We start from the raw sequence: 12,457 nt of genomic DNA on the forward strand, positions 1-12,457 counted from the left end.
CCAATGATCATCAAGCCGTCCAATTTGGGCGGCTTTTTTGTTACCCTGTGCAGAGAAAAAATGACTGAGCATCAACACGATGGATTATCGTTTTAACGTCAATATTTCCTATTCAGAGTATCAGCTCTATTACAGTGGCGCCGCGTCGAGTGTGGTGGTCACTACCGATAAGGGATTACGCTTGCAAATTCCCGCCGCACGCTTTCGTCCTTATCTCTCACAACTCGGTATACGAGGCCGTTTTAAACTTACCACCGATGAGGAGAATCGCTTTCGCTCTCTCGAGCGCATCGCCTAACCAAACGTAGCAAAGGAAATAGCTACACCAGTCACATTCTCGCGAAATTCGTATAAATCCAGCTGTTTAGATATAACGTTTTTGTGTAGCAAGCCTTACACTAGGCAGTGCGTATGTTAACGCAATGTTTACCTCTAATACTTACTACAAAGATAACGTCTAAAAAAGGACTACGGAGTTCCAGAATGACCTCGCGTGACCCTATAGTACCGGTGTTACTTGAGAAAGTTTATCAACTGATTGCCGATAAACTGGATGATACTCAACAGCCACTCGTCGATGCATTAGCCAAAAGGATATTGGGTCAAATTTCTGATAATGATTTGCAGGAGCGCAATGAATCAGATCTCTATGGTGCCGTGATGAGCATGTGGCATCACCTCAACACATTCGAACAAGATAAAATATTCGTTAAGGTCTTTAATCCCAGCCTCAGTGGTAACGGTTGGCAATCAACCCATACCATTGTCGAAATCCTCGCCCCGGATGCGCCGTTTTTGGTAGATTCCGTCCGTATGGCCCTCAATCGATTGGGGATCACGACACACCTGATGCTAAATACGCCCGTGAAAGCGTTGAAAAACCAACAAGGTGATGTGGTTGAGATCAGCGGTGAAAATGGCCAATTCCAAAGCACTTTCCACATCGAAATCGATAAGATGTCAGAAGATGCTGAAATGGCAGCGTTGGAAAAAGAGCTCCATGAAACGCTGACCGATGTGGTGATGGTCGTGAATGATTGGCAGCCAATGCGCAAGCAAATGCTGTCTTTGGTGAAATCACTGAAAGAGGCCACGCTGCCGTTTGATGATGAGCGCCGTCAAGAAGCGATTGAATTTCTGACTTGGATTACCGAAAACAACTTTACCTTCATGGGTTACAAGTGTTTTGACCTTGTGGCCGTTGAAGGGGACTATGAGCTTCGCGCCTCCAGTGAATGTGATGCACTCGGTCTGGCCAAAAAGCACAAATCACCGAATGTGGTGCGCTTGTCGGAAATGCCCGAGTCTGCGCGTGCAACGGCATTAAAGAAAGAGCTGTTGGTACTGACCAAAAGCAATGCGAAGTCGCGTGTGCACCGACCTGCCTATGTTGACTATATCGGCATCAAAAAATTTGATGCGCAGGGAAATGTGATTGGTGAGCATCGCTTTACGGGGCTGTATGCGTCATCGGCGTATAACCAATCGACCTCCAGTATTCCGGTATTACGCAATAAAGTACGCCGCATTCTGGATAACAGCGGCTTCTATCAAGAGTCTCATTCGTGGAAAGCACTGGCGAACATCCTCGAAAACTATCCACGTGATGAGCTGTTCCAAGCCACCGAAGATGAGATGCGTAATGTCGGTATGGGCGTCGTGCAAATGCAAGACCGTGACATGCTGCGTGTGTTCGTCCGTCGCGATCCGTTTGGCCGTTTCTTCTCATGTATGGTGTATATCACGCGTGAGCGGTACAACACGGAATTTCGTCGTCAGACGCAACGTATTTTCCAGCAGTACTTTGGTTCTGATCAGGATGTTGAGTTCAACACCTTCTTCTCTGAAAGCCCATTGGCACGCACGCACTACATTGTGCGGGTCGATAACAACAACTTCGATATTGATGTGAAAAAGATTGAGCAAAACCTTACCGAAGCGGCTTCATCATGGGATGACCGTTTACAAGAAGCGGTGATTGCCAACTTTGGCGAAAACCGAGGTACGCCGATCGCGAAGCGTTACCTACGCGCGTTCCCTCGTTCCTATAAAGAAGCGATGTTACCGGGCTCTGCGGTGGCTGATATTGAACGTTTGGAAGGCTTAAGTGACGACCATAAATTGGACATGTTGTTCTATCGTCCACAAGAGGTGAGTCATCACTCTAATGCGGTGAGCCTGAAACTGTTCCAAAAAGGCGAGCCGATCCACTTATCCGATGTGATGCCGATGTTAGAAAACCTCGGTCTGCGTGTCATTGGTGAATCGCCGTATGAAGTCGAAACCAGTCATGGTGACATCTATTGGATTCTCGACTTCTCGATGTTGCACAGTGCCGGTTCAGCCTTCAACTTGTCGAAAGCGCGGGATCGTTTCCAGCAGGCCTTTGCTGATATTTGGCACGGACGGTTGGATAACGATGGGTTTAACCGTTTAGTCTTGAATGCAGGGCTATCGGGCCGTGAAGTGACTATCCTTCGTGCCTATGCGCGTTATATGCGACAAGTCGGTTTTCCGTTTAGTCAGGCATACATTGAAGAGACGCTGGCATCCCATCCTGATCTGGCGAGTTTGCTGGTTCAACTGTTCAACAAACGGTTTGATCCGGCGGCGAAGAATACGCAGCGTGCGCAAGACAAATTGATCGCCCAGATCGAAGACGCGCTTGAGCAAGTGGAAAGTCTGGATGACGATCGGATTATCCGTCGTTATATGGAAATGATGTTGGCGACATTGCGCACCAACTTCTTCCAAAAAGACCCAGAGAATGGCCTGGATAAGCCGTATCTATCATTAAAATTGCAACCTGCAGACATTCCCGAGATCCCTCAACCGGTGCCAGCCTACGAGATCTTCGTATACTCACCCGATGTGGAAGGTGTGCATCTGCGCGGGGGGAAAGTCGCTCGGGGTGGTTTGCGCTGGTCAGATCGTCAAGAAGACTTCCGTACCGAGGTGCTTGGCCTCGTTAAAGCGCAACAGGTGAAAAATACCGTGATTGTGCCGGTAGGCGCGAAAGGCGGGTTCGTCTGTAAACGCCAACACCAGTTTACCGGTCGCGATGAGATCTTTGCAGAAGGTCAACGCTGTTACCGTATTTTCATTCAAGGCCTGTTGGATATTACGGATAACATCATCGAGGGCGAACTGACCCCGCCAAATGAGGTGGTACGCCATGATGATGATGACGCTTATCTGGTGGTTGCGGCGGATAAAGGCACGGCAACCTTCTCTGATTTGGCGAACAGTGTCTCAGCACAATACAACTTCTGGTTAGGGGATGCCTTTGCCTCTGGTGGCTCCAATGGTTACGACCATAAGAAAATGGGTATTACTGCGAAAGGGGCCTGGGAGTCGGTAAAACGCCATTTCCGCGAAATAGACATCGATTGCCAGACGACAGATTTTACTTGTGTCGGGATTGGTGACATGGGCGGCGATGTATTTGGTAATGGCATGTTGCTTTCTAAGCATATTCGCTTAGTTGCGGCCTTTAACCATATGCATATCTTTATTGACCCAGAACCGGACGCCGCAAAAAGTTGGAAAGAACGTGAGCGTTTATTCAACTTGCCTCGTTCTAGTTGGGAAGACTATGACAGCAAGCTGATTTCAAAAGGCGGGGGCGTTTTCTCTCGTCGTGCGAAATCCATCACCTTGACGCCAGAGATCCAAAAGCTATTGGGTACGCGCAAGCAATCCATGGCGCCGAACGACTTGATCAAGCAGATCCTACAAACCAAAGTAGATCTGCTCTGGAATGGCGGGATTGGGACGTACGTGAAAGCCGCAAACGAGACCCATACAGAAGTGGGTGATCGTGCGAATGACGGATTACGTGTTAACGGTAAGGAAGTAGGTGCGCGCATTATCGGTGAGGGCGGTAACCTCGGTATGACGCAATTAGGGCGTATTGAATACGCACTAAAAGGTGGTCGTGTTAATACAGACTTTATTGATAACGTGGGTGGCGTTGATTGCTCGGATAACGAAGTAAACATCAAGATCCTATTGAATGGCTTGGTGGCATCCGGTGATCTTACCTTGAAAAAGCGTAATCAACTGCTGGAGAAAATGGAGAATGATGTTTCTGAGATTGTGCTGGAAGATGCCTACAGTCAAAGTGAATCTATCTCTGTCACGCACAACCAGCAAGCGTCGTTGCTCAAAGAGCAGATCCGCTTTATTCATTATCTCGAGAAAGAGGGCAAGTTAGATCGTGCGCTTGAGTATTTGCCTGATGATGAGACGCTCGCGGAACGTAACTTGCGTGGAAATGGTTTAACACGTCCAGAAATTGCCGTGCTGGTCGCGTACGGCAAAATGGTGTTAAAAGAGCAGCTGGTGGTCGATGAGGTGACACAAGATAGTCACTTTGGTCAACTGCTCCCCGGTTATTTCCCGAAAGAGTTACAACGTCACTATCGTCAAGAGATGGAGTCGCACCCACTGCGTGGTGAGATCATTGCGACTGTGCTGGCGAACCAAATGTCGAATGATATGGGCTTTAACTTTATCACCCGTATGCAAGACGAAACCGGTGCCAGTGTTAGTGACATTGCTAAATCTTACGCGATTGCTCGTGAAGTCTTTGGTTTCGAACAGATATTTGATGATGTTCGCGCATTAGATAACCAAGTGAGCGCGTCCGTTCAATACGACATTTTGTTCCGTTGTCGTCGCATGTTGCGTCGTGCGACTCGCTGGATGCTTCGCAACAAACGCAAAGGCGAGAGCATTGAAGCGCAAGTAGCGTTTTATCGTCCTGCGTTACAAAACTTGGCAGCGAACCTGGATAGCTACTTGGTCGACAGTGAGATTAAAGAGCACGACGATCAGGCGGAGAAACTGCGCAAAGCGGGTGTACCCGACGAGTTGGCAAGCAAAGTGTGCCGCTTGACCAGCATCTTCTCGGGCCTCGACTTGGCGCAAGTATCCGAGCAGTTAGATAAACCGTTCGAGCTGGTGGCACGCTTGTACTATGTGCTGGGTGATACCTTATCGCTGCATTGGTTCTTGAAACAAATCAACAACCAACCGGTCGACAACCACTGGCAGGCGCTTGCACGTGCTTCGTTCCGAGAAGACTTGGATTGGCAGCAACGTTTGCTGACTGCGCGTATTGTTTCAGAAATGGATCCGAAACAAGACGCAGAAGCAGGACTCGACGCTTGGATGGAGGAGCATGACATGATTCTGGGCCGCTGGCGCAGCATTGTGGATGAGTTCAAAGTCGGCTCGGTCCATGAATTTGCGAAATTCTCGGTTGCGCTGCGCGAATTATCGCTTTTAAATTTGAATTAAAGCAGTAATAAGGCAATAATCTAGCCCCGTTTATAACGGGGCTTTTTTATTAGGAGGGATAATGCTATACCGCCTCGCCAGACCGGCAATCTTTCAATTGGATCCAGAAAAAGCACACGACGTCACGATCAGCTCGCTTTCCCGTTTTCATTCGACCCCCCTTCGTTTTATCTACTCTCAGCATCTTCCTCCTCGTCCTGTTACCGTTATGGGACTCAACTTCAAAAACCCTGTTGGTCTTGCCGCAGGGCTTGATAAAAATGGTGAGTGCATAGAAGCGTTTGGAGCGATGGGATTTGGCTTTGTCGAAGTCGGAACGGTGACACCACGACCACAACCAGGAAATGATAAGCCGCGATTGTTCCGCATCAAAGATGCAGAAGGGATTATTAATCGCATGGGCTTTAATAACCTGGGTGTGGATGCGCTGATTGAAAACGTTAAAAAAGCCAAAGGGTTTGATGGGATCCTAGGCATCAATATCGGCAAAAACAAAGATACGCCGATTGAGAAAGGCACGGATGACTATGTCATTTGTATGCAAAAGGTATATGCATACGCCGATTACATTGCGGTGAATATCTCGTCTCCCAACACGCCTGGGCTGCGAAGCTTGCAATACGGTGAAGCGCTAGATGAATTGCTGAGTACCTTGAAAGCGGAACAAGCGCGCTTGAGTGAAGAACAGGGCAAGTATGTGCCGCTTGCGGTCAAGATAGCACCTGATCTGACTGAAGAGGAAATTGAGCAAGTTGCGCAAACATTAGTGCGGAATCAGATTGATGGGGTGATCGCCACGAACACCACCTTAGATCGCGCACTGGTTGATGGTATGCCACATTACCAAGAAGCGGGCGGTCTCAGTGGTCGACCTGTTCAACTGAAGAGCACCGAAGTTATTCGCCGTCTTCACCAAGCCTTAGAGGGTGCCTTACCCATTATTGGAGTCGGTGGGGTTGATTCGGTGATGGCGGCTCGCGAAAAAATGGCTGCCGGTGCTGCGCTGGTACAAGTTTACACTGGGCTGATTTATCAGGGGCCGGGTTTAGTGAAGCAATTAGTTCGTAATATCTAACCATCACTAAAATTTGTATAAAAAATAAAGGTTTTAACGTGAAAAGGGGAAGGTTTCTTCCCCTTTTTTTTTGCCCTTAAGCCATTACACTTCGGGAATGTGGCACGTTTGGCAAAGCCAGATACCCCATTAGATGTATCGTCGCGGGAGCTGAGTATGTTAAAACCTAACAATGCATGGACATGGTATTTCGACACCGAGTCGGAATCGCTAATGCTTGATTTGGGCGATGACATGCTATTTCGCGTCGCCATCAGTGCCAAACACCTCATCCCCGATGCGTTCTCTGAGTCCCCATTCTCTGTAGAGGACGCATCCCTTTTTCAGAGCATGACAGATACCTTGTCATGCCTCGATTTGTCGGCTCCTCGACGAGCCGAACTCGCTTTGAACGCAGTGGCAGCCTATCGCTTCCACAAACCTATCTTGCCGAAAAGTTGGTTTTTTGACCCTCAGCTTGAACCGCTCTCAGCGCCTGAGTGTGGTCAGGTTGTAGAGCTTCAAAGCCAAGCGGGAGATAGGGCGCCATTTCTAATCATAGAAAACGCAGGCTCGGCTTCATTGTGCATGCTCGCTCGTGAGGCCGATTTTCAGCTTAGCGACAATAAAACCTTGGCGTTTTGTGGTGCGATTAAAGTAATGAACGACCGGTTATCTCAATTCATACCTCAAACAAATAACCGAAAAGGTCGATTTGCGTTAGTGGGCTGAGTACCATTTTTGGTACCAGCCCACGCTTTATTTGCTTCCCCCCTTAAAATCTCCGTTCATCATTCACGAATTTTCTCCGCTTCCTTGGCCAAACTCGTTTCTAATGACGAACAGCCTGTCGATTAAAATGTGATCTATATCTACTGATTGAACAAAATTCGTGCGAAAAGTCGCACGGCCATGAGGCCAATCTGACGTAAAAGACACCACTTTTGCGGCAATCTATTACCGCTTTCTTCCTATTTTTTCATATTATACGCTTTCAAATATACCTTTTGGTCTATACCAGTTAGGGGTGGCATTATTGTTGCCTGATGGGATTTAATCTGTTTAGCTAAAAGCACGACCGCTTTGTTTGCGTGAGCTTTGTTCATAGTGAATGCTTACCAATTGCTATGTTGATTCGCCGCCAACCCTCGCCACGAAAGGGATTCATCCTAGTGTTTCCGTTGAGAAACAGGGTGCGATCGTGGGTAGATGTGTTTGTGTCTTAACAGAAACAGTTGGTAGGGGGGAGATTGATTCTTATCAGAAACAAATTGGTGGTGATTATTTCAACAATCAATGTGGATGATGTGGCTTAATCCCACGAGTATGTTCAGTTTGATGTATAATCGGCGCCAATTTGATAAATGACGCCCCAAGGGTGTAGAGAACCAATGAAACACTATCTCGCGATAACCGCTCGAGGCCTCGAGCACTTGCTTGCACAAGAGCTAGAACAACTCGGTGCCACCAACCTCAAACAAGTTCACGCAGGCGTGAAGTTTAAAGCCGACGACGCAACCCTATATCAGTGTTGTTTATGGAGCCGTATTGCTTCTCGCTTTGTGTTGGTACTGAGTGAGTTTACGGTGCGCGATGATATGGATCTCTATCTCGGCGCCACCGCCATCAATTGGCCGGATTACTTTCATTCCAGCCAGCGTATTGCCGTCGACTTTAACGGGACTAACCGTGAAATCCGCAACAGCCAATACGGTGCGCTGAAAGTAAAAGACGCTATCGTCGATAAGTTTGAAAAAATGAACTTCCCTCGACCGAGTATCGATCGCGAGCAGCCCGATTTACGCATTCACATGCGCTTATCTAAAGAGCAGGGCGTGCTCGGTATCGATATGGTTGGCAGTGGTTTGCACCAACGCGGATATCGTACACAAGCTGGTGCGGCGCCATTGCGTGAAACCCATGCTGCTGCACTGGTAAAACGTTGTGGTTGGCAGCCTGAACAACCGTTTATGGATGTGATGTGTGGTTCAGGCACTTTGTTGATTGAAGCGGCGATGATTGCGGCGAACGTGGCTCCGGGCTTGAAACGGAAACGTTGGGGGTTTGAATCACTACTTGGGTTCGACAGTGACGCTTGGAAGAGCATTAAAGCTGAAGCGAGCGTTAAAGCAAAACGTGGCGTGAGTCAGTGCCAAACTCGCTTTTTTGGCTTTGATAATGACCCGCGGGTGGTCGAAACGGCAAGGGCGAATGCAAAACGCGCTGGGGTAGGCGAACTGATTACGTTTGATGTTGCCGATGCCACTCAGGTTACGCCACCTGAAGACTTTACCGGCGGTCATATTCTTTCTAACCCACCTTATGGTGAGCGTCTTGGCACAACCCCAGGTTTGATTGCGCTATATACCCAACTCGGTGATCACCTCAAGCAGAGTTTTGCCGGTAATCAGGTATCACTGTACTCAGGCTCTGAGGAGTTGCTGAGCTGTTTACGTATGCGCGCGGATGACAAGTTCAAGCTACGCAATGGCGCGATTGATTGCGTAATGAAAACATATGGTATTACCGCGCGTGGCGAGAAGCCCCGATCCGACCAGGATAATGAGGCGCACGGGAGCACGGATGTCGCGCCCGACTTTGCCAATCGCTTGCGTAAAAACATGGCCAAGTTAGATAAATGGGCGAAAAAAGAAGGGTTAGAATGCTATCGCCTATACGATGCGGATTTGCCGGACTATAAAGCGGCCATTGATCGCTATCGTGACTATTTAGTCATTCAAGAGTATGCCGCGCCCAAGACGATTGAACCAGAAAAAGCGCGTCGTCGTTTGCTGGATATGGTTCGAGCATCGATCGCGGTGACCGGGATCGACGTCAACAAAGTTGTCCTCAAAACCCGAGAAAAACAAAAAGGGAATAACCAGTATCAGAAGCTGGCGGCAGGCGAACGTACCATGACGGTCCATGAATATGGGGTTGTCTTGGAAGTTAACCTTTACGACTATCTCGATACCGGCTTATTCCTCGATCATCGCCCAACGCGCAAACTCATTGGCCGGAAGGCCGCGGGGAAAGATGTGTTAAACCTTTTTGCCTATACCGGCAGTGCATCCGTCCACGCGGCGGTTGGGGGCGCTCGCTCAACAACCACGGTCGATATGTCCAAAACCTACTTGGCGTGGGCCGAACGTAATATGAAGCTCAACGGCATTGTGGGCCGTCAACATCAATTCGAAAATGCCGATTGTTTGCAGTGGATCCGCCAATCAGACCGCCAGTTTGACTTGATTTTTATTGATCCACCGACGTTTTCTAACTCCAAGCGCATGAACACGACGTTTGATGTTCAGCGCGATCACGTTGATGTGTTGTTAGCACTGAAAGAGCGGCTTCGTCCAGACGGCGAGATCATTTTCTCTAACAACAAACGCCATTTCAAAATGGATACCGACGCGCTGGCTGAAGCTGGGTTACGCGTTGAAAATATAACTAAGCGCTCGATACCAGAAGATTTCGCGCGCAATCCTCACATTCATAACTGCTGGATCATTCGTCACCAAGAGGCCTAAGCATGGCATTAATGCTCTACAGCACGGAAGGCTGTCACCTCTGTGAACAAGCCTATGAACTCTATCAGTCGTTGGGGTGCCAGACACCCCTAGACACCCAAGATATCGCCTTTGATGATAAGCTATTTGAGCGTTACGGCGTCACTATTCCTGTGATTGCCGCGCTGACGTCAGAAGGACAGGTGAGGGCAGAGCTTGGCTGGCCATTCGATTCAACACAATTACAGGCTTGGTTAATAGAACATGGCATTGATTAAAATTACCGGCGCACAGTTAGCGTACGGCGATAATCCTTTACTCGACCACACGGATTTTATTTTACAACCGGGCGAACGCGTATGTTTGGTGGGACGCAACGGCGCGGGAAAATCGACGTTGATGAAGGTGCTTGACGGTCAAGTTCAACTGGATGATGGCTCGATTCAACGCCAATCTGAATTAAAAGTGTCGCGTCTTGAGCAAGATCCGCCTCGCGACAGTGATGGTACTGTCTTCGATTATGTCGCCGAAGGGTTGGCCGAAGCGGGCGCGAAGCTCAGGGAATACCACCAGTTGATCGCGACGATCGAAACCGATCCTAGCGATCGCAACATTGCCGCGCTTGCACGTGTGCAAGAGGCTCTTGACCATGCAGACGCGTGGCGCTTCGACAATCAGATTATGGTAGTGCTAGGCGCATTAGGTTTAGACGGCAATACCGCGTTGAATGCGCTCTCGGGAGGTTGGCAACGTAAAGCCGCACTAGCGAGAGCATTAGTCTGCGAGCCCGATGTACTGCTGCTTGATGAGCCAACAAACCACCTTGATGTATCAACCATTCTGTGGCTTGAACAGTTCTTAAAAGACTTTAAAGGCGCCATTGTCTTTATATCTCACGACCGTTCTTTCATTCGAGCCATGGCAACGCGTATCTTAGATCTCGACCGCGGCAAGCTGTCTTCTTGGCCCGGTGACTACGACAAGTATCTTGAAGGCAAAGAGGAAGCCCTGCGCGTTGAAGCGGAGCAAAATGCCGAGTTTGATAAGAAGCTGGCGCAAGAAGAAGCGTGGATTCGACAAGGCATCAAAGCGCGAAGAACGCGTAACGAAGGGCGAGTGCGTGCGCTGAAAGCGCTACGACAAGAGCGAGCTAACCGGGTTGAGTTACAGGGTAATGCAAATCTCCAGCTCGATGATGCTTCTCGCTCCGGTAAGATTGTTTTTGAGGCTGAAAACATCAGTTTCACCTATCAAGAACAACCCTTAATTAAACCGTTTAGCTTTACAGTGATGCGTGGCGATCGCATTGCGTTGATTGGTCCCAATGGGTGCGGAAAAAGTACGCTACTAAAGCTCATGCTTCAGCAACTCGAGCCTGACACTGGCCATTTGCACGTCGGCACCAAGTTAGATGTCGCCTATTTTGACCAATACCGAGAAAAGCTCGACCCGGAAAAAACCGTTATCGACAATCTGGCGGGTGGGAAAACCGAAGTCGACGTTGGCGGACGTAAACGCCATGTGATGGGCTATTTACAAGACTTCTTATTCCATCCTCGACGCGCTCAAACACCGGTCAAAGCGCTATCGGGCGGTGAAAAGAACCGGCTATTGCTGGCGAAACTCTTTTTAAAGCCAGCTAACTTATTGGTTCTCGATGAACCAACCAATGACCTTGATATTGAAACCTTGGAGCTACTCGAAGACTTACTGTCGCAATTCCAAGGAACGCTGTTGCTCGTTAGCCATGACCGTCACTTTGTTGATAATACCGTGACGCATAGCTGGATTTTCGAAGGCGATGGAACCATCAATAAGTTTGTAGGCGGCTACCATGATGCACAACAGCAGCGTGAGCAATTTTTGCAAGCGGTCACACCGTCAAAGTCCGATCCTAAGCGTGTAAAAAACACCCAAGATACGGAACAAAAGACGGCAAAACCTAAAGGTAAGCCTCGTAAGTTATCTTATAAATTGCAACGAGAGCTTGAGGCCTTGCCAGCACTGCTTGAAGCGCTAGAAGCCGAAATCGACAGCCTACAAACAGAAATGAATGATCCTGAATTTTTCTCTAAAAGTCAGGAGGTTACTCAGCCAAAGCTCACAAGACTCTCGGAAGCCGAGCAAGAATTGGAGCAAGCCTTTGAACGGTGGGAAGAATTAGAGGCCATGCAGCAAGACACATAGTGACGTTGTCACTAATAGGCTTGGGCACGACTCACAATTTCATTGTCATTGGTGCGATATGTCTTGATTAAAAAATAATCATGATCGAAGCTGTAGAGGATGCTTCATAAAAACGTCACGGACAGAAGCATCCTTGCGATAGCAAGTAGCACTGAATAAGATGGAATAAAGAGGGCGACTCTATGAAAAGACAGAAGCGAGATCGTTTGGAACGTGCACAGTCAAAAGGCTTCCAAGCAGGTATCAACGGTCGATCGTCTGATATATGTCCTTACCAACAAACGGATGCAAGGAGCCACTGGCTTGGTGGCTGGCGTGAAGGCAGAAGTAATAAATCTGAAATGATGAAGTAATCATTTATTGCCGTGTTTTGGCCTTATCGTTCGGGTAAGGCCTTTTTCTT

8 protein-coding genes are annotated in these 12,457 nt (G+C 48.5%); all 8 read left to right on the forward strand.

The features are described from left to right. Positions 1-79: 79 nt before the first annotated feature. The 8 genes from E8E00_RS06645 (at position 80) to rmf (ending at position 12,407) form a co-directional block, all read left to right on the forward strand. Positions 80-298, forward strand: a complete 219-nt coding sequence (locus E8E00_RS06645; RefSeq protein WP_069587733.1) for a DUF2835 domain-containing protein — start codon at positions 80-82, stop codon at positions 296-298. A gap of 185 nt (positions 299-483) precedes the next feature. Further along, positions 484-5,304, forward strand: coding sequence for an NAD-glutamate dehydrogenase (locus E8E00_RS06650; protein ID WP_096628404.1), 4,821 nt, complete (start codon positions 484-486; stop codon positions 5,302-5,304). A gap of 61 nt (positions 5,305-5,365) precedes the next feature. Continuing rightward, on the forward strand, positions 5,366-6,379 hold the full coding sequence (gene pyrD / locus E8E00_RS06655) for a quinone-dependent dihydroorotate dehydrogenase (protein WP_096628402.1): 1,014 nt from the start codon (positions 5,366-5,368) through the stop codon (positions 6,377-6,379). A 156-nt stretch (positions 6,380-6,535) separates the two neighbouring features. Continuing rightward, positions 6,536-7,090 (forward strand): cell division protein ZapC, encoded by a 555-nt coding sequence (locus E8E00_RS06660; RefSeq protein WP_077456720.1) that lies wholly within the window; start codon positions 6,536-6,538, stop codon positions 7,088-7,090. 659 nt (positions 7,091-7,749) lie between these two features. Continuing rightward, positions 7,750-9,888: a bifunctional 23S rRNA (guanine(2069)-N(7))-methyltransferase RlmK/23S rRNA (guanine(2445)-N(2))-methyltransferase RlmL gene (gene rlmKL, locus E8E00_RS06665; RefSeq protein ID WP_096628399.1), complete on the forward strand. Its 2,139-nt coding sequence runs from the start codon at positions 7,750-7,752 to the stop codon at positions 9,886-9,888. Between the two features lie 2 nt (positions 9,889-9,890). Further along, positions 9,891-10,145, forward strand: a complete 255-nt coding sequence (locus tag E8E00_RS06670) for a glutaredoxin family protein (protein ID WP_096628396.1) — start codon at positions 9,891-9,893, stop codon at positions 10,143-10,145. Then, the gene (locus tag E8E00_RS06675) at positions 10,132-12,054 is read left to right on the forward strand and encodes an ABC transporter ATP-binding protein (RefSeq protein ID WP_096628393.1); all 1,923 of its coding nucleotides are present in this window, start codon (positions 10,132-10,134) and stop codon (positions 12,052-12,054) included. The genes E8E00_RS06670 and E8E00_RS06675 overlap by 14 nt, the downstream gene beginning before the upstream one ends. Positions 12,055-12,236: 182 nt before the next feature. Further along, positions 12,237-12,407, forward strand: coding sequence for a ribosome modulation factor (gene rmf / locus E8E00_RS06680; RefSeq protein WP_077456710.1), 171 nt, complete (start codon positions 12,237-12,239; stop codon positions 12,405-12,407). Positions 12,408-12,457 lie beyond the last annotated feature (50 nt).

The sequence above is a fragment of the Salinivibrio sp. YCSC6 genome, from assembly GCF_004916735.1.
Classification (GTDB): Bacteria; Pseudomonadota; Gammaproteobacteria; order Enterobacterales; family Vibrionaceae; genus Salinivibrio; species Salinivibrio proteolyticus.

Bases quoted from the DNA above. Each gene is read 5' to 3' on its own strand.
- E8E00_RS06675 (WP_096628393.1), top strand. From the start codon at position 10,132: ATGGCATTGATTAAAATTACCGGCGCACAGTTAGCGTACGGCGATAAT.
- E8E00_RS06660 (WP_077456720.1), top strand. From the start codon at position 6,536: ATGTTAAAACCTAACAATGCATGGACATGGTATTTCGACACCGAGTCG.
- E8E00_RS06650 (WP_096628404.1), top strand. From the start codon at position 484: ATGACCTCGCGTGACCCTATAGTACCGGTGTTACTTGAGAAAGTTTAT.
- rlmKL (WP_096628399.1), top strand. From the start codon at position 7,750: ATGAAACACTATCTCGCGATAACCGCTCGAGGCCTCGAGCACTTGCTT.
- pyrD (WP_096628402.1), top strand. From the start codon at position 5,366: ATGCTATACCGCCTCGCCAGACCGGCAATCTTTCAATTGGATCCAGAA.
- rmf (WP_077456710.1), top strand. From the start codon at position 12,237: ATGAAAAGACAGAAGCGAGATCGTTTGGAACGTGCACAGTCAAAAGGC.
- E8E00_RS06645 (WP_069587733.1), top strand. From the start codon at position 80: ATGGATTATCGTTTTAACGTCAATATTTCCTATTCAGAGTATCAGCTC.
- E8E00_RS06670 (WP_096628396.1), top strand. From the start codon at position 9,891: ATGGCATTAATGCTCTACAGCACGGAAGGCTGTCACCTCTGTGAACAA.